Raw genomic sequence first — 18,798 nt, 5'->3', positions numbered from 1 at the left:
ACGGCCCCGCAGGAGCAGCCGCCTCTGGCGGCCGTCCGGGCGCCGCAGGCGCCGCGGGGTGGGCCTTACTTGCAGGCCGCGGGAGCCTTGTCCCCGCTCACGCCCTTGCACAGTTCGTCCTTCTTGATCCAGCCAGCCTTCACCACCACGTCCAGGTTGGCCTTGGTGATCGGCACCGGCGTCAGGAAGCGCGATTGCAGGGCGATCTTCTTTTCGCCCTTGTCCCAGCTGGTGGCCTTGTCCACGGGCTTGCCGGCGGCGAGTGCCAGCGCGGCATCGGCGGCTTCCTTGCCGAGTTCGCGAGAGTCCTTCCACACCGACACGGTCTGCGTGCCCTGCGCCACGCGGTTCAGCGCGGCGAAGTCGGCGTCCTGTCCCGACACGGGAATGCCCTTGACGCCCTTGGAAGTCAGCGCCGCCACTGCCCCGCCGGCCGTGCCGTCGTTGGAGGCCACCACTGCATCGACCTTGCCGCCGGCCTTGGTCAGGATCTGTTCCATGTTCTTCTGGGCGACCTCGGGCTTCCAGCCGTCGGTGTACTCGTCGCCGACGATCTTGATGTCGCCCTTCTTCACCGCTTCCGCGACGACTTCCTGCTGGCCCGCGCGCAGGAAGTTGGCGTTCGGGTCGGTCGGCGAGCCCTTGATGAACACGTAGTTGCCCTTGGGCGCGAGCTTGAACACCTCGCGCGCCTGCATGCGGCCGACCTCGGTGTTGTCGAAAGTGATGTAGAACACGCCGGGCGCTTCGATCAGGCGGTCATAGGCAATGACGGGCACCTTCTGGCGCACGGCCTTGGTGACGGCGGGCAGGATCGCGTCCTTGTCCATCGCCAGCACGATCAGCGCCTTGGCGCCCTTCGCCATCAGGCCTTCGATGTCACCGAGCTGCTTCTCGGGCGAGCCGCCGGCATCTGCGCTGATGTACTTGGCGCCATGCTTTTCAAGCTCCGCCTTGATCGCGGCCTCGTCGGTCTTCCAGCGCTCCTCCTGGAAGTTGGACCAGCTCACGCCGACCACGGTCTGGGCGCAGGCGCCGAAAGCAGCAAGGCCCAGGGCCACGGCTGTGAGAGTGCTCTTGAATTGCATGTGGAAGTCTCCGGCTAGGGAAGTTGGTAAGTCACCGCTCAGTGATTAGTTCGGCTGACAAACTAACTATCCCACCGCCTGGACTTTTTGCACATCAGGGTAAGCCCGGGCATGCGTCCCTTGTGGAGACGCAGCGCCTGCCGCATCACGGCCCGGCGCGGGTCGCGCCGTGGCTAAGGAAACTGCACCACCGGCCCGTTCGCCTTCGTGCCCGGCGGCAGATACGCCGGCGCCGCCACGCCGGCCGAACCCAGCGACCGCGTGTAGGCGTAGATGGCCTTGAGATCGGTATCGGTCATCGCGCGCACGTTGAACCACGGCATGGGCGGGCGCGGCTCCATGCGGCGGGCGTGCTGCAGCCATTGCTGCTCGCTCATGCCGGCCAGCAGCAAGCGCAGGTTGGTCGGATAAGTCGTCCCCCATGGGCCGGCCCAACCCAGCGCATCGCCGGTGAGCCAGAGCTTCTCGTCGACCTTGCCGTTCTGCGGCGCGTAGCCGGGTGTGTGGCAGTCGTTGCAGCCGGCGGTCTGCACCAGGTAGCGGCCACGCTGCAGCTGGCTTGTGGGCGCCTTGGCCGACGCGGCGCTTTCGGCCAGGGCGACCGTGCAGGCGCTCGCGAGCAGCAGCGCGGCAACGGAGGGCAAGTGCTTCTTCGTCATCATGGGGACTTCTCCTGCTTGGGGGTTGGCAATGCGGCGTTGACCAGGGCGCGGATGGCCCAGCGGCGGACCTTGCGCGCCTCGGCATCGTCCAGGCGCAGCACGTCCTTGAAGACGAGCATGGATTCGGTGCCCATGACCAGCGCGAGCGCGTGCTGGAGGTTGCGCAGCCCCGCGGGGCTGAAGCGGGCACGCGTCGGGCCCAGCGCCGCCTCGATCAGCGGCGAACGCCGGTTCTGGCGTGCGGGCAACTGCGGGTCGACCTCGCCGCGTGCGCTGCGCGCCAGCGACTGCGCCAGCATCATGCGCAAGGTCACTTCGTTGGCCTGCATCATGGCCTGCAGCGCATCGTCGATGCGTTCCAGCCGCGCGATCGGATTGCTCGCCGGCACGCCAGCCAGGATCTGCTCAGCCTGCGGCGTGTCGACGTCGATCGAGGCCTCCAGGTACAGCGTCTCGACCTTCGGAAAGTAGCGGTAGGCCGTGGCACGCGAAACCATCGCCTGCACAGCGACGGCCTCCAGCGTGGGCCGGCCGCCCAGGCGCATGAGTTCCGATGCGGCCTGGAGCAAGGCCTGTCGCGTGCGCTGCTTCTGCTGGTGCCGCAGGTCCAGCGGCGTCATGCGGCGGCGGTGGCCTCGGCCTGCGGCAACTGCTGCAGGACGGCGGCCATGTCGATCCACACGTTCTCCCGGTTGATCTGGCCCGCGTCGGAAAATTCGACCACGTGCAGCAGCCGGAAGCGCAAGGGACGGCCATGCCCGTCCAGGCCGAACGGGCGCCCGGACGCCCTGCCGCTCCAGAGCGAATCGTCGACCATGAAGTTGTGGCCGTAGAGACGGCGCAGCGACTTCACCTTGCCGTCGGTGAGATCCGCGAACAGGGCTTCGTAGAAGGGCCGCGCGGCGTCACGCCCGCGGGTCGGCCCGGTGGGCCAGCCGACGATGTCGTGCTCGACCGTCGGCGCCAGCGTGGCCAGGACGCCGGCCACGTCGTCATGCGCCTCGAAACCGAAATGCTCGTCGAGCTTGCGGTCCATTTCTTCGTGGGTGAGCGGCATGGTAATTCCTTTCAGGCTGGAAAGAGACTCCCTGCTCATGAGATAGAAATCTCATGACAAGAATGTTAGATCGCGAGCGTGCGTTTGCAAGTGAACTGCGTCACTCCCGGCATGCGGCAAATTCAACCTGGCGTCTTCGCGAACCAGCGCGAGGCTACGATTCGACGGCAGGTCCATACCTCAGCTCAAACGCGCCGGTCCAGGCGCACCTGAAAGGCGCCGCCATGTCACTTGTCAGCTTCGAAGTCGATGCGGAGATCTGCGTCATCACCATCAACCGCCCGGAAAAACGCAACGCCGTCGACGGTCCCACGGCACTGGCACTTCGCAATGCGTTCGAGCGCTTCGAAGCCGACCCCGCGCTGCGCGTGGCGATCCTGACCGGCGCGGGCGACAACTTCTGCGCCGGCGCCGATCTCTCGGCGGTGGGCGATCCAGCGCTTCGCAACGAACTGGATCCGGAAGGCGGCCGCAACGCGCCCATGGGCCCGACCCGCATGGCGTTGTCGAAGCCGTTGATCGCGGCCATCAGCGGCTACGCGGTGGCCGGGGGCCTGGAACTCGCTTTGCTGGCCGACCTGCGGGTGGCGGATCCCGACGCCGTACTTGGCGTGTTTTGCCGGCGCTGGGGCGTCCCGCTGATCGATGGCGGCACGGTGCGCCTGCCGCGCATCGTCGGCATGGCCCGTGCGCTCGACCTGATCCTGACCGGCCGTCCGGTGGCTGCGCCGGAAGCGTTGGCGATGGGCTTGCTCAACCGCGTCAGCGCAGCCGGCAACGCGCTGGCCGAAGCCAGGTCACTGGCCCGCGATATCGCCGCCTTCCCGCAGCAATGCATGCTGAACGACCGCCACTCGGCCTACGCGCAGTGGGACCTGCCGCTGGCCGACGCGCTTCGGCAGGAAGGCATGCGCGGCGTGCCGATCGTCGCGGCCGAAGGGAAGGCCGGCGCCGAGCGCTTCGCCGAGGGTGCGGGGCGACACGGCAATTTCACCGGCAATTGACCGGCGCATGGATCACGCGCCAAACCCCCCGTCGATCGTCAGGCTCGCTCCCGTCACATAGCCCCCGTCCGGCCCCGCCAGATACGCCACCATGCCGGCAATGTCCTCCCCCGTGCCGAAGTGCGGGATCGCCATCAGTGAGCGCAGGCCGTCCGCGTTCGGCCCGTCGGCCGGGTTCATGTCGGTGTCGACCGGGCCGGGCTGCACGTTGTTGATCGTGATGCCGCGCGGGCCGAGGTCGCGCGCCAGGCCCTTGACCAACCCGACCAGCGCCGCCTTGCTCATCGCATAGGCGCTGCCGCCGGCAAAGGGCATGCGCTCGGCATTCGTGCTGCCGATGTTGATGACCCTGCCGCCCTGCGCCATGTGCGCGGTCGCGGCCTTGGTGGCGACGAAAACGGCGCGCACGTTGACCGCCAGCGTGCGGTCGAAGTCTTCCACCGAGAGCTGGTCCACCGTGCCAAGCAGCAGCACGCCCGCGCTGTTGACCAGGATGTCGAGGCGGCCGTGTTCGGCCGCGGCCTTGTCGATGCCGGCGGAGAGCGCCGCGGCGTCGGCGCTGTCGACGCGCACGGCCTGGGCGCGACCGCCCGCGGCTTCGACGCTGCGCACCAGTTCATCCGCAGGCGCTTGCGAGGCCGCATAGCTGAAGACGACGTTCGCGCCATCGGCGGCCAGACGGCGCACGATCGCGGCGCCGATGCCGCGGGAGCCGCCGGTGACGAAGGCAACCTTGCCAGCGAGCGAGAGGGAGTTTGCAGAGGTGGTCATGATGATCTTTCGAGGGAATGTGTTGAACAGGCCTCCAGTTTGGGGATTCCCATCTGTTCCCGGTAGCCATCAAAAACCTCAATGACTTGCAACCACTGGTTGAAAATGGCAACGATGGAACCCCTCACCCATCTCGAATCCTTCGTCCAGAGCGCCGAGGCCGGCAGCTTCTCCGCCGCCGCGCGGCGCCTGGGCCTGACGCCAGCCGCCGTCAGCAAGAACGTCGCGCGCCTGGAGGCCAGCCTGGGCGTGCGGCTGTTCCAGCGCAGTACGCGGCGGCTCGCCCTCACCGAGACCGGCGAGGGCTTCCTGCGCCAGGTGAGCGGCGGCCTGGCCACGCTGCAGGATGCGCTGGCCAGCGTGGCCACCGTCGGCGGCGAGCCGGCCGGCACGCTCAAGGTCAGCATGGGCCAGGCCTTCGGCCGCGCCTACGTGGTGCCGCTGCTCGGCGACTTCCTCGCGCGCTACCCGGCCGTCGTGCCCGACTGGCATTTCGACAACCGCCAGGTCGACCTGATCGGCGAAGGCTTCGACGCGGCCATCGGCGGCGGCATCGAACTGTCGCCGGGGCTGGTGGCGCGGGAGCTGGCGCGCGTCGACGTGGTGGCGGTGGCTTCGCCGCGCTACATGGCGGGCCGGGTTGCGCCCCGGCATCCCTCCGATCTCGCGACCTTCGACGGCATCGTGCGGCGCTCGTCGCCGACCGGGCGCATGCGCAGCTGGACGCTGCGCAACGCAACCGGCGATGAAGGCGCGGCCGACCTGCGCGCCCGCATCGTGTTCAGCGACCCGGAGGCCATCGCCCAGGCCGTGCGGATGGACCTCGGCGTGGCGCTGCTGCCGATGCCCTTCGCCGCAGCCGGGCTGGCCAGCGGGGAGTTCGTGCGACTGCTGCCCGGCTGGGCCGCCGACATGGGCCAGTTGTCGCTGTACTACCCGAGCAAGAAGCTGCTGCCGGCCAAGACACGCGTGTTCGTCGACTTCGTGGTCGAGCGCTTCCGCGAGGCCGGCTTCGCGCCGAGGATGAAGGGCCATTGAGCATTGAAATGGCCGTTGACTACAGCGGCGCGGCTTGGGTAACTACGGGCAACGGATCGCTCGCTTCGCGCTTACAACGAGCGCGATGACCTCCCCGCAACCCACCTCCTCGAAAGCCGGCATGACCCTCCTCTCCAAGCCGAATCGGCGCGTCGCCCTGGCCGCAAGCGCAGCGGCAGCGCTGCTGCTGATCGCAGGTCCCGCCACCGCCCAGGACAACTGGCCCACCAAGCCGGTGCGCATCGTCGTGCCCTTCGCGGCCGGCGGCACCACCGACATCCTGGCGCGCGCCGTGGCGCCGGAGCTGTCGAAGGCCTTCGGCCAGCAGTTCATCGTCGACAACCGCGGCGGCGCCGGCGGCAACATCGGCGCCGAGGTGGTGGCCCACGCGCCGCCCGACGGCTACACGCTGCTCATGGGCACGGTGGGCACGCACGGCATCAACCGCGCGCTCTACAACAAGTTGCCCTACGACCCGATCAAGGACTTCGAGCCGATCACGCTCGTCGCCGCCGTGCCGAACGTGATGGAGATGAACGCCGACAAGGCCCGGGAGATGGGCATCAAGAACGTGGCCGACTTCATCAAGTACGCCAGGAGCCATCCGGGCAAGCTCAACATGGCGTCGAGCGGCAGCGGCACCTCGATCCATCTGTCCGGCGAGCTGTTCAAGAGCATGTCCGGCAGCTTCATGACGCACATCCCGTACAAGGGCTCCGGCCCGGCGTTGATGGACATGGTGGCCGGCAATGCCGACGTGATGTTCGACAACCTGCCCTCGTCGATGCAGCAGATCAAGGGCGGCAAGCTGATAGCGCTGGCCGTGACGAGTTCGAAGCGTTCCGCCGCGCTGCCCGACGTGCCCACGGTCGAGGAAGCCGGCGGCCCTGCGCTCAAGGGCTTCGAGGCCAGTTCGTGGTTCGGCCTGCTCGCGCCGGCCGGCACGCCGCCCGAGATCGTCAACCGCATCCAGCAGGAAGTCGCCAAGTCGCTGAACACGCCGGCCATCAAGGAAAAGATGCTGGCCCAGGGCGCCATCCCGAGCGGCAACACGCCGGCTGAATTCACGAAGCTGATCGCGAGCGAGCACATCAAGTGGGCGAAGGTGGTGAAGGACTCCGGCGCCAAAGTCGACTGACCCCGAAGGTGTGAATATTTCTACTGCGGACGCCGATCTCGGGCCTGCGCTCCTCGCCGTACAGAAGTACGGCTGCGGTGCTCAACCCAACCTCGGCGCCCTCGCTACGAAATCTTCACACCTTCTGCGCTGGCTTTGATCAAGACCATAGCTGACTGCACTGGAGCCATCTGGACGGCCCGCCTGGCCAGAAACGGCACCGGAACTTAATTGCAAAGTAGTCAATTGCCGACAACGTGAACCCCGGCCTTGGCACACAGTCCAAGGCTCATCCAGTCAGGAGTGGGTTCATGACGACCGCTTGCGGTATCTGCGGAAAGCTCAATCGGAAGAATGCCAGGTTCTGCGTCGGCTGCGCCGCGCGGCTTGGCGTCGAGCCGGTGGTTACTTCCATCCCGGGGCCGACGTTTGCGGACTCGCGCCGCGACGTGGGCTTGGACTCTACGCGCATCGCCACCGATCATTCCCGGCCGACGCCCTTGCGCGCTGCGGCGCCCGCGCGCGAGCCAGCAATGTTTTGGCTGCGCGCCGGGCTGGCCGGCCTGGTGCTGCTGATCGGCTTCGTGGGTTGGTGCATGTATGTGCTGACCTCCCACAAGGCGGTGGTGCCGCTGCAGGCCAGTACGAACGCGTCGGTTCCGTCCAGCGAATCCCGACCTCAGGCGGAACCGGCGCCGACCGTTGCTTCGCCTGTCGCGCCGGTAGCAACACCAACATTAGCGGAGTCACCAGCGCCGGGAGCGTCGAGCCGCGTCGCCACCCTCCCACCCCTCGCCCCCGCCGCAAGGCCCCCGCCGGCCACCGGTACGGAAGCCGATGCATCCATCGCCGCGACTTCTCCTTCGACCGCCGGTCGCGGCGCTGACGCGGCGCGCAGGCGCCCCACGACCGCGCCACGCAGCTACGCCCGCGAGCGCAGCCGCCGTCAGGAGTCGCCGGACACCGACACCAGCGGCCTGGCGCCAAACTTCGGCTGGGTCGCGCCTTTGCGCGAACCGGCGAACACCTTGAATCCAGGCTACGCCGATCCAGGGCCACCCGTGGTCCCCGGCCCCGGCCCGCGCTATGCCTCGTCGATTCCATCGCCCGTGGAGGCCCCGCCCGCCTATGAAGGCGTCGCTCCGAGCCGTGGTCCGGACGCAGGACCGCCGATCGTTCCCGGACCCGGCCCGCGCTACGACTATTCGAGCCCGGGCGCGATCCCGAGGTAGATCAACGCAGGGCGGACTTTATTTGGCGCCCCAGATCACATCCTTGCCATCGGCCTGCGCATCCTTGAGCATGTGGATGATCGGCGCCGCCCGCTGATGCAGCCCGATATGCTGCCGCTCCGCCTCTTCCGCATGCCCTTCCACCGCGAGCGCATCATGGTTGTGCCTGTTCGTGCCTTCCGTGCGCACGGCGGCCTCCAGCGCCGCGAGCGCCGAGGGGATCTGCTCGACCGTGATGATGCCGCTGCCTCCTCCGGATTTGCCCATGATCTCGAGCAATTGCCGGGCGTTGGCTTCGAGCATCACGACATCCTGGGTCGCTTGCGATTTGAATCTGTAGAGCATGTGGTTCTTACCGGTAAATGTGGTCGCGGACGAAAGGGTACGCCGAATGTGCGCCACGCATCAAGCCCGTGTCCTTGTTGCCGTCCGGCTTGATGGCAAGCATCTGGTGCAGCGAGATCCAGCCCTGCTCGAAACTCATGGCCGATCCGGCCAGGTAAAGACGATAGGCGCGCAGGATGCGCTCCGCCCGCTCGCGGCTGCCGGTGGAGCGCTGCAGCACCGCCAGCGCGGCGTCCAGCCTGCCTTCGAGGGCGTCCGACCAATTCCATAGCGTGCGCGCGTAATGCGGCCGCAGGTTCTCGGTATCGACCATCTCCAGGCCCGCCGCCGCCATCTCGCGCAGCACATGCGTGACGTGCAGCAATTCGCCACCCGGGAAGATGTACTTCTCGATGAAGTCGCCCATGCCGTTGCCCAGTTGGTGCTGGTCGAGCCGACCCGACGTGATGCCGTGGTTCATGACCATGCCGCCGGGCACCAGCAGTTCGTCGATGCGGGCGAAATAGGCACGCATGTTGGCCGCCCCCACGTGCTCGAACATCCCCACGGACGCGATGCGGTCGAAGGGCTTGTCGGCCGCCAGCTCCCGGTAATCGCGCAGCTCCACGCGCACGCGCCCGCCCAGTCCCCTGGCGTCGATGAGCTGCTGCACGTAGGCGTGCTGGTTCTTCGACAACGTGATTCCGGTTGCATCCACGCCGTAGTGCTCGGCCGCCCACATCAGCAAGGCGCCCCAGCCCGAGCCGATGTCCAGGAAGCGCTGCCCTGGCTGCAGCAGCAGCTTGCGGCAGATGTGGTCCAGCTTGGCCTCCTGCGCCTGAGCCAGCGTCAGCTCGGGCGTCTTGAAGTACGCGCAGGAATAGACGCGCCGCGGGTCCAGCCACAGGGCATAGAAATCGTCCGACACGTCGTAGTGGAATTCGATCTGCGCGGCATCCTTGTTGAGCGAATGCGCGCCGCGGGACTTGGCCCGCCGCAGCAGCCGACCCCACCAGCCCGTGTTGGTTTCAGCCGGATTGCCCGGCAGCAGGCCAACGGCCACATCGGTCAGATCGCGCATCGCGCCTTCGATCTGCACCCTGCCCTCGACGTACAACTCCCCGAGCGCACCGATCTGACTGGCCGCGAGCTTGGCCAGCCCCGACCAGTCCGAGAAGGCCAGCGTCACGCGCGAGCCAGGCTTCGCAACGCGCCGCCCGTCGGGCAGCTCCAGCGCAATAGGCACGGCAAGCGTGTCCAGGCGCGACTCGATCTTCGGTATCAAGCTTTGCATGCGAAAGATTCTTGCGATCTGTTACTCAATCGTCAACCGGCTTGGCCCATTCACGCTGTAGTCCATTGACATATGATTGTTTAAGCCTAAACTATTCGACCATGAATTGCCCAAAGTTGCCCTCTCCCGCCCTCCGCCGTGTGTTGTGCATCGGGGGTGGCCCCGCCGGTCTGTACTTCGCGCTGTTGATGAAAGCGCGCTGGCCTGACCTGACCGTCACCGTCGTCGAGCGCAACCGCCCCTTCGACACCTTCGGCTGGGGCGTGGTGCTCAGCGACCAGACGCTGGCCAACCTGGCCGCCGCCGATGCGCCCACCGCAGCCCTCATCGGCGACGCCTTCAACCACTGGGACGACATCGAGGTCTTCTTCAAGGGCCGCAGCGTGCGCTCCGGCGGCCACGGCTTCTGCGGCATCGGCCGCAAGCGCCTGCTCAACATCCTGCAGGAGCGCTGCCTGGCACTGGGCGTCGACCTCGTCTTCGAATGCGACGCCACCGACGACCAGGCGCTTGCCGCCCAATACGAAGCCGACCTCGTCATCGCCAGCGACGGCCTCAACAGCCGCATCCGCACGCGCTACGCCGACGTCTACCAGCCCGACATCGACACCCGCCTGTGTCGCTTCGTCTGGCTCGGCACCAAGAAGAAGTTCGACGCCTTCACCTTTGCGTTCGAGCAGACCGAACACGGCTGGTTCCAGGCCCATGCCTACCAGTTCGACGCCGACACCTCCACCTTCATCGTCGAAACGCCGGAAGAAGTCTGGAAGGCCCACGGCCTCGACCAGATGGAACAGCCCGAAGCCATCGCCTTCTGCGAAAAACTCTTCGCGCCCTACCTCGACGGCAACGCCCTCATCAGCAACGCCACCCACCTGCGCGGCTCCGCCAACTGGATTCGCTTCCCGCGCGTGGTCTGCGGGCACTGGACGCATCGCGTCGACATCGGCGGCAAGTCGGTGCCGGTGGTGCTCATGGGCGATGCGGCGCACACCGCGCACTTCTCGATCGGCTCCGGCACCAAGCTGGCGCTCGAAGACGCGATCGACCTGGCCAACACCTTTGCGCAAGTCTCCAGCGAAGGTGGCGATGTCGAACAGGTGCTGGAAGCCTACGAAGGCCGGCGCAGCGTCGAGGTGCTGAAGATCCAGAACGCCGCGCGCAACTCGACCGAATGGTTCGAGAACGTCACGCGCTACAGCGGCATGGAGGTCGAGCAGTTCGCCTATTCGCTTCTCACGCGCTCGCAACGCATCAGCCACGAGAACCTGCGCCTGCGCGATGCGAAGTGGCTCGGCGGCTACGAACAATGGCTGGCCGGCGGCAAGCGCGTCCCGCCGATGCTGATGCCGCTGACCGTGCGCGGCCTCACGCTGAAGAACCGGATCATCGTCTCGCCCATGGCCACCTACAGCGCGGTCGACGGCGTGCCGCAGGACTTCCACCTCGTGCACTTGGGCGCACGCGCGCTGGGCGGCGCGGCGATGGTGATGGTCGAGATGACCAGCCCCACGCCCGAAGGCCGCATCACGCCCGCCTGCACCGGCCTCTACAACGACACGCAGCAAGCCGCCTTCAAGCGCATCGTCGACTTCGTGCATGCGCAGAGCAGCGCGCGCATCGGCATGCAGCTCGGCCACAGCGGCCCCAAGGGTTCGACGCAAGTCGGTTGGGAAGGCACCGACGAGCCGCTGCCGTCCGGCAACTGGCCGCTGTTGTCGGCGAGCGCGCTGGCCTACGGCGAGCAGAACCAGTTGCCCGCCGAAATGAGCCGCGCCGACATGGACCTCATGCGCGACCAGTTCGTCGACTCCACGCGCCGCGCCGCCGAAGCCGGCTTCGACTGGCTCGAGCTGCACTGCGCCCACGGCTATCTGCTCGCCTCCTTCATCAGCCCGCTGACCAACCTGCGCACCGACGAATACGCCGGTGACATCCATGCGCGCTGCCGCTACCCGCTTGAAGTGTTCAAGGCGATGCGCGCCGTGTGGCCCGCCGACAAGCCGATGAGCGTGCGCATCTCCGCGCACGACTGGGCACCCGGCGGCAACACGGGCGACGACGCCATCGAGGTCGCGCGCCTGTTCAAAGCGGCAGGCGCCGACTTCATCGACGTCTCCTCCGGCCAGACCACCCGCGCCGCCAAGCCCGTCTACGGCCGCATGTACCAGACGCCGTTCGCCGACCGCATCCGCAACGAGGTCGGCATCTCGACCATCGCCGTCGGTGCCATCACCGACGCCGACCAGGCCAACAGCATCATCGCCGCCGGCCGCGCCGACCTCTGCGCCGTGGCGCGCCCGCACCTGGCCGACCCCGCCTGGACATTGCACGAAGCCGCCAAGCTCGAAAGCCGCGCGGTGGAATGGCCGAAGCAGTACCTCAGCGGGCGCGACCAGATGTACCGCGAGATCGCCAAGCAGAAGGAGATGGCTGCGGCCCTGCAACCCACGACGGCCAAGGCCGTTCCGGTGGAGTGACATGGACCTCGAAGCCCGCGCCCACAGCGAACACCCCGACGAACTGCGCCTCTGGCTGCGCCTGCTGACCTGCACGCAGTTGATCGAGAAGCAGGTGCGCAACAGCCTGCGCGAGCAGTTCTCCACCACCCTGCCGCGCTTCGACCTGATGTCGCAACTGGAGCGCGCGCCGGAGGGCCTGAAGATGAACGAACTCTCGCGCCGCATGATGGTCACCGGCGGCAACGTCACCGGCATCACCGACCAGCTCGTCACCGAAGGCCTGGTCGAGCGCGTCGACGTCGCCAACGACCGCCGCGCCTGGCGCGTACGCCTCACGCCGCGCGGCCGCAAGCTCTTCAACGAGATGGCGCAGAAGCACGAAGCCTGGATCGTCGATGCCTTCGCCGGGCTCAACGCGAAGGAGATCGCGCAGTTGCACAAGCTGCTCGGCAAGGTCAAGCAAACCACCCCCACCACCACGAACAACACCGAAATCGCATGAAGCACTACATCAGCGCCGGCAACCCCATGCACGCGCAGTTCGAACCCAAGGCGTCGTATTCGGCGAAGCATTTCGCCTGGTCCTTCGCGGACGGCATCGGCACCGTCACGCTGAACCGGCCCGAGCGCAAGAACCCGCTCACCTTCGACTCGTACGCCGAGCTGCGCGACCTGTTCCGTGCCCTCACCTACGCGACCGACGTGAAGGTCATCGTCATCACCGGCGCCGGCGGCAACTTCTGCTCGGGCGGCGACGTACACGAGATCATCGGCCCGCTCACGAAGATGGAGATGCCCGCGCTGCTCGAATTCACGCGCATGACCGGCGACCTGGTCAAGGCGATCCGCGCCTGCCCGCAACCGATCATCGGCGCCATCGACGGCATCTGCGCCGGCGCCGGCGCCATGATCGCGCTGGCCTGCGACATCCGCTTCGGCACGCCGGCGACGAAGACCGCCTTCCTGTTCACCCGCGTCGGCCTGGCCGGCGCGGACATGGGCGCCTGTGCGCTGCTGCCGCGCATGATCGGCCAGGGCCGCGCCTCGGAACTGCTGTTCACCGGCCGCGCGATGACCGCCACCGAAGGCCACGCCTGGGGCTTCTTCAACGCGCTGCATGAAAGCGATGCGTTGCTCGGCGCCGCCACCGCCGTCGCGCGCGAACTGGCCGCGGGCCCGAGCTTCGCGCACGGCATGACCAAGACCATGCTGTCGCAGGAATGGTCCATGACCATCGACCAGGCCATCGAAGCCGAAGCGCAGGCGCAGGCGATCTGCATGCAGACCGAAGACTTCAAGCGCGCCTACGAAGCGTTCGCGAACAAGCGCAAGCCGGCGTTCCAGGGCGACTGATCTGGCACCGTGGAATACGGACTTGACCGGACGCAAAGGTCGCGAAGGAACGCGAAGGACGCGAAAGATGCAAACAGCCAGTTCCGGTTTCCCGGTTTTTCTTTCGCGTCCTTCGAGGAACCTTCGCGTCCTTTGTGTCCGGCTGTCTGCTCGCGTTCCCGCTCCCGCTCCCGCTCGCGTTCCCGTTCTCGCATCGTTCCCGACCGTTCCCGCTTCCTGACGACATGAACACACCACCGCCCACTCCCCCATCGACCGCGCACCTCGCGCTGCCCTTCTTCGACGACGCCCATCGCGCCCTAGCGCAAGGCCTGCTGCCTTGGGCCGCCGCCCAGGATGTCGATGAAAGCGACGACCGCGCGGCCTGCCGCGACTGGGTCCGCCGCCTCGGCGAAGGCGGCTGGCTGCGCTACTGCGTGCCCGCGGCTTCCGGCGGCGCGCTGGAGCGCCTCGATTCCCGCGCCCTCGTGCTGCTGCGCGAGACCCTGGCCTACCACTCACCCCTCGCTGACTTCGCCTTCGCGATGCAGGGCCTCGGCAGCGGCGCGATCACGCTGGCCGGCAGCCCTGCGCAACAAGCTGCCTACCTCCCCGCCGTCGCCAACGGCAGCAAGATCGCCGCCTTCGCGCTGAGCGAGCCCAACGCCGGCTCCGACGTCGGCGCCATGGCCATGCGCGCCGATGCCACCGCCAGCGGCTGGAAGCTCGACGGCACCAAGACCTGGATCAGCAACGGCGGCATCGCGGACTTCTACTGCACGTTCGCCAAGACCGATCCCACCGGCGGCACGCGCGGCATCACCGCCTTCATCGTCGACGCTACGAGCCAGGGGCTCGACACGTCGGCCCACATCCACGTGATGGCGCCGCACCCCCTGGCCACCTTGAAGTTCGAGTCATGCGAAGTGCCCCGCAACGCGCAACTCGGCGATCTCAACGGCGGCTTCAAGCTGGCCATGCGGACCCTCGACATCTTCCGCGCCTCGGTCGCAGCCGCCGCTCTCGGCATGGCGCGCCGTGCGTTGGCGGAAGCCGTCGCGCATGCCCAGCGCCGCCAGATGTTCGGCCACGCGCTTGCCGACTTCCAACTCACCCAGGCCAAGCTAGGCGACATGGCCGCCCTGGTTGATGCCGCCGCCCTGCTCACCTACCGCGCCGCATGGATGCGCGACGAATCCGAGCGCGCCGGCCAGAAGCCCTCCGGCGACCTCACCGCCGCCGCCGCCATGGCCAAGATGACCGCCACCGAGAACGCGCAGCGCGTCATCGACATGGCGCTGCAGTTGCATGGCGGGCTGGGCGTGCAGGTCGGCAACAAGGTCGAGAGCCTGTACCGCGACATCCGGTCGCTGCGCATCTACGAAGGCGCGACCGAGGTCCAACAACTCATCATCGGCAAGTCCGTCTTGCGGGGATAGATCCATGAGCGCAGTGTCGAGCCGCCCCAAGCAAAGCCCGCGCCCCCTTAACGGGCAGCGAGGGCGCGACGTGCCACGCGCGGAGGCGATCGCCTCTGCGTCCAGCCGCCCCATGCCAGCCCGCGTCGCAGCGCACAGCACCGAGGTTACGCAATGACCGCACAAGTCGACCGCTTCGTCCACGACCGGCTGCCGCCGCCGGAGCAACTGCCCATGTTCCGGTACGACCTGCCGGAGCTTCAGTTGCCAGACCAGTTGAACCTCGTCGAGGAGCTGCTCGACAAGGCCCCGGCGAAGGGCTTCGCCGACAACCCCATGCTGCGCTCCCCCACGCGCACCCTCACCTATGCGCAGGCGGCCGTCGAAGTCAACCGCATCGCGCAGGTGCTGACCGAAGACCTGCGTCTCGTGCCGGGCAACCGGGTCCTGCTGCGCGGCGGCAACTCGATCCAGATGGCCCTGTCCTGGCTCGCCGTCGTCAAAGCCGGCCTGATCGCGGTCGCGACGATGCCGTTGCTGCGCGCGAAGGAACTGGGCGACATCATCGAGAAGTCCCAGCCCGCGGCCGCACTCTGCGACGGCAAGCTGCTGCCCGAACTCGAGGCCGCACGCGCCGACCATCCGGTGCTGAAGACGATCATCGCGTTCAACCAAACCGATAGCCCCACGTCGCTCGAGGCTCACGCCGCCACCAAGAGCGGCCGCTTCACCGCCTGCCCGACCGCTGCGGACGATATCGCCTTGCTGGCATTCACCTCCGGCACCACCGGCAAGCCCAAGGCGCCCATCTCCACGCATCGCGACGTGCTCGCCATGTGCGAGACCTGGCCGCGCCATGTGCTGCGCGCTCGCCCGGAGGACATCGTGCTCGGTTCGCCCCCGCTGGCCTTCACCTTCGGCCTCGGCGGCCTGCTGATCTTCCCGATGTGGGCAGGCGCCTCGGTCTTCTTTCCCGACGGCAGCTACAGCCCCGAGGGCATGGTCAAGCTGATCAACGAATCCGGCGCCACCATCACCTACACCGCGCCCACCTTCTACCGCCAGGTCGCGCCCTTCGCCAAGCAGATCGGCGTGCCCAGCCTGCGCATCAGCGTCAGCGCCGGCGAGGCGCTGCCCGATGCCACGCGCCAGCTCTGGAAGGAAGCCACCGGCATCGAGATGCTGGACGGCATCGGCGGCACCGAGGTCTTCCACATCTACATCTCCGCCGCGCCGGAAGAGGTCCGCCGCGGCGCCATCGGCAAGGCCGTGCCGGGCTTCACAGCCAAGGTGGTCGACGAGGAAGGGAACGAAGTCCCACGCGGCACCGTCGGCAAGCTCGCGATCATCGGCCCGGTGGGTTGCCGCTATCTGGACGACCCGCGCCAGGCAGCCTACGTGAAGAACGGCTGGAACTACCCCGGCGACGCGTTCGTGGAAGACGACGATGGCTATTTCTTCTACCAGTCCCGCGCCGACGACATGATCGTCACCGCCGGCTACAACGTCGGCGGCCCCGAGGTCGAGGACGCGCTGCTCCAGCACCCTGCGGTGGCCGAATGCGGCGTGATCGGCAAGCCCGACGCGGAGCGCGGCATGATCGTCAAGGCCTTCTGCGTGCTCAAGCCCGGTAACGATGCTGACGCCGAGATGGTGAAAGCGCTGCAGGACCACGTCAAGGCCACCATCGCCCCCTACAAGTACCCGCGCGAAATCACTTTTGTCGACAGCTTGCCGCGCACCGAAACCGGCAAGTTGCAACGTTTCAAACTGAGGAGTCTTTGACAATGATGCAATTCCTGCAACCCGCCGGCTGGCTGCCACCCAAGGGCTATGCCAACGGCATCGCCGCCCGCGGCACACAAGTGTTCGTGGGCGGCCAGATCGGCTGGGATGGGCAACAGCAATTCGTCTCCGACGACTTCATCGAACAGACAGGCCAGGCGCTGCGCAACATCGTCGCCGTGCTGCGCGAAGCCGGCGCCGGCCCCGAGCACATGGTCCGCATGACCTGGTACATCACCGACCGCGACGAATACAACGCCCGCCTGCGCGAACTCGGCCCGGTCTACCGCGAAGCCATGGGCCGCAACTTTCCGGCAATGACCTGCGTGCAGGTGGCTGCGCTGGTCGAGAAGCGCGCGAAGGTGGAGATCGAGGTCACGGCCGTCGTGCCGGACTGAGGGCTTGCGCGTTCGCAGAAGCCGAAGAATTCGGACAGCCGAACGCAGAAGGAAGACAAAAACTACGCAGAGGTCGCAAGAGAAATCCAAAGAATATTCTTGGATTTCCTTTTGCGACTTCTGCGAAACCTTTGCGACCTCTGCGTTCGGCTGCCCGCTCCCGATCCCGACCCCCCAAAGAAAAAGCCCCTGATTCGAAAATCAGGGGCTTTTGAATTGGTTGCGCGAGCAAGATTTGAACTTGCGACCTTTGGGTTATGAGCCCAACGAGCTACCAGGCTGCTCCATCGCGCGGCAAGATGGAATTATATACTATTTATTCGGCTGCTGCCTGATCGTCAGAAGTTTCTTTGACTTCAGGACGATCGACCAGTTCGACGAGCGCCATCGGGGCGTTGTCGCCCACGCGGAAGCCCATCTTCAGGATGCGGGTGTAGCCGCCCGGACGCGCCGCGAAGCGCGGGCCCAGGTCGTTGAAGAGCTTCACGACGCTGTCGCGATCGCGCAGGCGGTCGAACGCGAGGCGGCGATTGGCAACCGTCGGCTTCTTGGCCAGCGTGATCATCGGTTCGATGACGCGGCGCAGTTCCTTGGCCTTGGGGACCGTGGTCTTGATGACTTCGTGCTCGATGAGCGAGTTCATCATGTTCTGCAGCATCGCGAGGCGGTGCGAGCTGGTGCGGTTGAGTTTGCGGATGCCGTGACCGTGGCGCATTTTTGATTTCCTTTTTTGAGGTTTGTAATAAAGGCAGCCGTATCAGGTACTGCCCTTTGCGGTTCAGCGCTTGTCGAGGCCGGCCGGCGGCCAGCTTTCGAGCTTCATGCCCAAGGTAAGACCGCGCGAGGCAAGCACTTCCTTGATTTCGTTGAGCGACTTGCGACCCAGGTTCGGGGTCTTGAGCAGTTCGTTCTCGGTGCGCTGGATCAGGTCACCGATGTAGTAGATGTTCTCGGCCTTCAGGCAGTTGGCCGAACGCACCGTCAGTTCGAGTTCGTCGACAGGGCGCAGCAGGATCGGATCGAATTGTTGTGCGCTGCGCGGTGCCGGTGCATCGAATGCAGCCAGTTCGCCGCCTTCGAGCTGCGCAAACACGGCGAGCTGTTCAACGAGGATCTTGGCCGAGGCGCGCACTGCGTCTTCGGCGGTGATCGCGCCGTTGGTCTCGATCTCGACCAGCAGCTTGTCCAGGTCGGTACGCTGTTCCACGCGGGCGCTTTCGACCGTGTAGCTCACGCGCTTCACGGGCGAGAACGACGCGTCGAGGACGATGCGGCCAATCGACTTGGTCGGCTCGTCCGCATAGCGGCGCATCGTGCCGGGCACATAGCCGCGACCCTTTTCAACCTTGATCTGCATGTCGAGCTTGCCGCCTTGCGACAGGTGCGCGATCACGTGATCGGGGTTGATGATCTCGACGTCGTGCGGCGTCTGGATGTCCGAGGCCAGCACCGGGCCTTCGCCGTCCTTGCGCAGGCTCAGCGTGACTTCATCGCGGTTGTGGAGCTTGAACACCACGCCCTTGAGGTTCAGCAGGATGTTGACGACATCTTCCTGCACGCCGTCGATCGACGAGTACTCGTGCAGAACGCCAGCGATGGTGACTTCGGTTGCCGAATAGCCAACCATCGACGAGAGCAGAACGCGACGCAGCGCGTTGCCGAGCGTGTGGCCGTAGCCGCGCTCGAAGGGCTCGAGCGTGACCTTCGCCTTGTTCGGCGCCAGTTGCTCGACCTGGATGGTCTTGGGTTTCAGCAGGGTGGTTTGCATGCAGGACTTCCTCTCAATACCCCCGGTTCGTTACACCGGTAAGGCTGG

The 18,798-nt window shown here is 66.7% G+C and carries 19 protein-coding genes and 1 tRNA gene; 10 read left to right on the top strand and 10 right to left on the bottom strand.

Going from position 1 to position 18,798, the window contains the following annotated elements:
• Positions 1 to 65: 65 nt before the first annotated feature.
• The 4 genes from xylF to HCU76_RS28630 form a co-directional block, all read right to left on the bottom strand.
• Positions 66 to 1,088 carry a D-xylose ABC transporter substrate-binding protein gene (xylF, locus tag HCU76_RS28645; RefSeq protein WP_213958235.1) on the bottom strand — a complete coding sequence of 341 codons (1,023 nt, stop codon included), beginning with the start codon at positions 1,086 to 1,088 and terminating at the stop codon, positions 66 to 68.
• Between the two features lie 173 nt (positions 1,089 to 1,261).
• A complete protein-coding gene (locus HCU76_RS28640; protein ID WP_213958236.1) occupies positions 1,262 to 1,750 on the bottom strand; it encodes a c-type cytochrome in 489 nt (162 codons plus the stop codon).
• Positions 1,747 to 2,370: a TetR/AcrR family transcriptional regulator gene (locus HCU76_RS28635; RefSeq protein WP_213958237.1), complete on the bottom strand. Its 624-nt coding sequence runs from the start codon at positions 2,368 to 2,370 to the stop codon at positions 1,747 to 1,749. The genes HCU76_RS28640 and HCU76_RS28635 overlap by 4 nt, the downstream gene beginning before the upstream one ends.
• The gene (locus tag HCU76_RS28630) at positions 2,367 to 2,807 is read right to left on the bottom strand and encodes an ester cyclase (RefSeq protein ID WP_218511198.1); all 441 of its coding nucleotides are present in this window, start codon (positions 2,805 to 2,807) and stop codon (positions 2,367 to 2,369) included. The genes HCU76_RS28635 and HCU76_RS28630 overlap by 4 nt, the downstream gene beginning before the upstream one ends.
• A 224-nt stretch (positions 2,808 to 3,031) precedes the next feature.
• Here HCU76_RS28630 and HCU76_RS28625 point away from each other — a divergent pair, with 224 nt between their 5' ends.
• On the top strand, positions 3,032 to 3,811 hold the full coding sequence (locus tag HCU76_RS28625; protein WP_218511197.1) for a crotonase/enoyl-CoA hydratase family protein: 780 nt from the start codon (positions 3,032 to 3,034) through the stop codon (positions 3,809 to 3,811).
• Between the two features lie 12 nt (positions 3,812 to 3,823).
• Here the strand turns inward: HCU76_RS28625 and HCU76_RS28620 are convergent, their stop codons facing one another.
• Positions 3,824 to 4,582, bottom strand: a complete 759-nt coding sequence (locus tag HCU76_RS28620) for an SDR family oxidoreductase (RefSeq protein WP_218511196.1) — start codon at positions 4,580 to 4,582, stop codon at positions 3,824 to 3,826.
• A gap of 114 nt (positions 4,583 to 4,696) precedes the next feature.
• On the opposite strand from HCU76_RS28620, the gene HCU76_RS28615 reads away from it, so the two are divergent.
• From HCU76_RS28615 to HCU76_RS28605, 3 genes are all read left to right on the top strand, one after another.
• Entirely contained in the window at positions 4,697 to 5,620 is a 924-nt protein-coding gene (locus HCU76_RS28615) for a LysR family transcriptional regulator (protein WP_213958241.1), read from the top strand.
• 121 nt (positions 5,621 to 5,741) lie between these two features.
• Positions 5,742 to 6,758 carry a tripartite tricarboxylate transporter substrate binding protein gene (locus HCU76_RS28610; protein WP_218511195.1) on the top strand — a complete coding sequence of 339 codons (1,017 nt, stop codon included), beginning with the start codon at positions 5,742 to 5,744 and terminating at the stop codon, positions 6,756 to 6,758.
• Positions 6,759 to 7,048: 290 nt separating this feature from the next.
• Complete coding sequence (locus HCU76_RS28605) at positions 7,049 to 7,969, top strand: hypothetical protein (RefSeq protein ID WP_218511194.1); 921 nt, start codon at positions 7,049 to 7,051, stop codon at positions 7,967 to 7,969.
• Positions 7,970 to 7,987: 18 nt separating this feature from the next.
• Here HCU76_RS28605 and HCU76_RS28600 read toward each other — a convergent pair whose 3' ends face one another.
• Both HCU76_RS28600 and HCU76_RS28595 read right to left on the bottom strand, forming a co-directional pair.
• Positions 7,988 to 8,314 (bottom strand): DUF1840 domain-containing protein, encoded by a 327-nt coding sequence (locus HCU76_RS28600; protein WP_213958244.1) that lies wholly within the window; start codon positions 8,312 to 8,314, stop codon positions 7,988 to 7,990.
• 7 nt (positions 8,315 to 8,321) lie between these two features.
• On the bottom strand, positions 8,322 to 9,587 hold the full coding sequence (locus HCU76_RS28595; protein ID WP_213958245.1) for a cyclopropane-fatty-acyl-phospholipid synthase family protein: 1,266 nt from the start codon (positions 9,585 to 9,587) through the stop codon (positions 8,322 to 8,324).
• A gap of 101 nt (positions 9,588 to 9,688) precedes the next feature.
• Between HCU76_RS28595 and HCU76_RS28590 the strand changes: the two genes are divergently transcribed.
• The 6 genes from HCU76_RS28590 to HCU76_RS28565 all read left to right on the top strand — a co-directional run bounded on the left by HCU76_RS28590 (position 9,689) and on the right by HCU76_RS28565 (position 16,982).
• Complete coding sequence (locus tag HCU76_RS28590; RefSeq protein WP_218511193.1) at positions 9,689 to 12,067, top strand: bifunctional salicylyl-CoA 5-hydroxylase/oxidoreductase; 2,379 nt, start codon at positions 9,689 to 9,691, stop codon at positions 12,065 to 12,067.
• Between the two features lies 1 nt (position 12,068).
• Positions 12,069 to 12,551, top strand: a complete 483-nt coding sequence (locus tag HCU76_RS28585; protein ID WP_213958247.1) for a MarR family winged helix-turn-helix transcriptional regulator — start codon at positions 12,069 to 12,071, stop codon at positions 12,549 to 12,551.
• Complete coding sequence (locus HCU76_RS28580) at positions 12,548 to 13,402, top strand: enoyl-CoA hydratase family protein (RefSeq protein ID WP_213958248.1); 855 nt, start codon at positions 12,548 to 12,550, stop codon at positions 13,400 to 13,402. Before HCU76_RS28585 ends, HCU76_RS28580 begins: the two co-directional genes overlap by 4 nt.
• A gap of 224 nt (positions 13,403 to 13,626) precedes the next feature.
• Positions 13,627 to 14,820: an acyl-CoA dehydrogenase family protein gene (locus tag HCU76_RS28575; protein WP_213958249.1), complete on the top strand. Its 1,194-nt coding sequence runs from the start codon at positions 13,627 to 13,629 to the stop codon at positions 14,818 to 14,820.
• Positions 14,821 to 14,973: 153 nt separating this feature from the next.
• Positions 14,974 to 16,584 carry an AMP-binding protein gene (locus HCU76_RS28570; RefSeq protein WP_218511192.1) on the top strand — a complete coding sequence of 537 codons (1,611 nt, stop codon included), beginning with the start codon at positions 14,974 to 14,976 and terminating at the stop codon, positions 16,582 to 16,584.
• 2 nt (positions 16,585 to 16,586) lie between these two features.
• Positions 16,587 to 16,982: a RidA family protein gene (locus tag HCU76_RS28565; RefSeq protein WP_213958251.1), complete on the top strand. Its 396-nt coding sequence runs from the start codon at positions 16,587 to 16,589 to the stop codon at positions 16,980 to 16,982.
• A gap of 217 nt (positions 16,983 to 17,199) precedes the next feature.
• Here the strand turns inward: HCU76_RS28565 and HCU76_RS28560 are convergent.
• From HCU76_RS28560 to rpoA, 3 genes are all read right to left on the bottom strand, one after another.
• Positions 17,200 to 17,276: transfer RNA gene (locus tag HCU76_RS28560), tRNA-Met, on the bottom strand.
• Between the two features lie 22 nt (positions 17,277 to 17,298).
• Positions 17,299 to 17,697: a 50S ribosomal protein L17 gene (gene rplQ, locus HCU76_RS28555; protein WP_218511191.1), complete on the bottom strand. Its 399-nt coding sequence runs from the start codon at positions 17,695 to 17,697 to the stop codon at positions 17,299 to 17,301.
• A gap of 63 nt (positions 17,698 to 17,760) precedes the next feature.
• Positions 17,761 to 18,750, bottom strand: a complete 990-nt coding sequence (gene rpoA, locus HCU76_RS28550) for a DNA-directed RNA polymerase subunit alpha (RefSeq protein ID WP_093059385.1) — start codon at positions 18,748 to 18,750, stop codon at positions 17,761 to 17,763.
• Positions 18,751 to 18,798 lie beyond the last annotated feature (48 nt).

This window comes from Variovorax sp. dw_308, from assembly GCF_019207085.1.
Taxonomy (GTDB): domain Bacteria; phylum Pseudomonadota; class Gammaproteobacteria; order Burkholderiales; family Burkholderiaceae_C; genus Variovorax.
This window is presented reverse-complemented; position numbering and strand designations above follow the sequence as displayed.

Coding starts and splice junctions, on each gene's coding strand:
- xylF (WP_213958235.1), bottom strand. CDS start 1,088: ATGCAATTCAAGAGCACTCTCACAGCCGTGGCCCTGGGCCTTGCTGCT.
- HCU76_RS28640 (WP_213958236.1), bottom strand. CDS start 1,750: ATGATGACGAAGAAGCACTTGCCCTCCGTTGCCGCGCTGCTGCTCGCG.
- HCU76_RS28635 (WP_213958237.1), bottom strand. CDS start 2,370: ATGACGCCGCTGGACCTGCGGCACCAGCAGAAGCAGCGCACGCGACAG.
- HCU76_RS28630 (WP_218511198.1), bottom strand. CDS start 2,807: ATGCCGCTCACCCACGAAGAAATGGACCGCAAGCTCGACGAGCATTTC.
- HCU76_RS28625 (WP_218511197.1), top strand. CDS start 3,032: ATGTCACTTGTCAGCTTCGAAGTCGATGCGGAGATCTGCGTCATCACC.
- HCU76_RS28620 (WP_218511196.1), bottom strand. CDS start 4,582: ATGACCACCTCTGCAAACTCCCTCTCGCTCGCTGGCAAGGTTGCCTTC.
- HCU76_RS28615 (WP_213958241.1), top strand. CDS start 4,697: ATGGAACCCCTCACCCATCTCGAATCCTTCGTCCAGAGCGCCGAGGCC.
- HCU76_RS28610 (WP_218511195.1), top strand. CDS start 5,742: ATGACCCTCCTCTCCAAGCCGAATCGGCGCGTCGCCCTGGCCGCAAGC.
- HCU76_RS28605 (WP_218511194.1), top strand. CDS start 7,049: ATGACGACCGCTTGCGGTATCTGCGGAAAGCTCAATCGGAAGAATGCC.
- HCU76_RS28600 (WP_213958244.1), bottom strand. CDS start 8,314: ATGCTCTACAGATTCAAATCGCAAGCGACCCAGGATGTCGTGATGCTC.
- HCU76_RS28595 (WP_213958245.1), bottom strand. CDS start 9,587: ATGCAAAGCTTGATACCGAAGATCGAGTCGCGCCTGGACACGCTTGCC.
- HCU76_RS28590 (WP_218511193.1), top strand. CDS start 9,689: ATGAATTGCCCAAAGTTGCCCTCTCCCGCCCTCCGCCGTGTGTTGTGC.
- HCU76_RS28585 (WP_213958247.1), top strand. CDS start 12,069: ATGGACCTCGAAGCCCGCGCCCACAGCGAACACCCCGACGAACTGCGC.
- HCU76_RS28580 (WP_213958248.1), top strand. CDS start 12,548: ATGAAGCACTACATCAGCGCCGGCAACCCCATGCACGCGCAGTTCGAA.
- HCU76_RS28575 (WP_213958249.1), top strand. CDS start 13,627: ATGAACACACCACCGCCCACTCCCCCATCGACCGCGCACCTCGCGCTG.
- HCU76_RS28570 (WP_218511192.1), top strand. CDS start 14,974: ATGACCGCACAAGTCGACCGCTTCGTCCACGACCGGCTGCCGCCGCCG.
- HCU76_RS28565 (WP_213958251.1), top strand. CDS start 16,587: ATGATGCAATTCCTGCAACCCGCCGGCTGGCTGCCACCCAAGGGCTAT.
- rplQ (WP_218511191.1), bottom strand. CDS start 17,697: ATGCGCCACGGTCACGGCATCCGCAAACTCAACCGCACCAGCTCGCAC.
- rpoA (WP_093059385.1), bottom strand. CDS start 18,750: ATGCAAACCACCCTGCTGAAACCCAAGACCATCCAGGTCGAGCAACTG.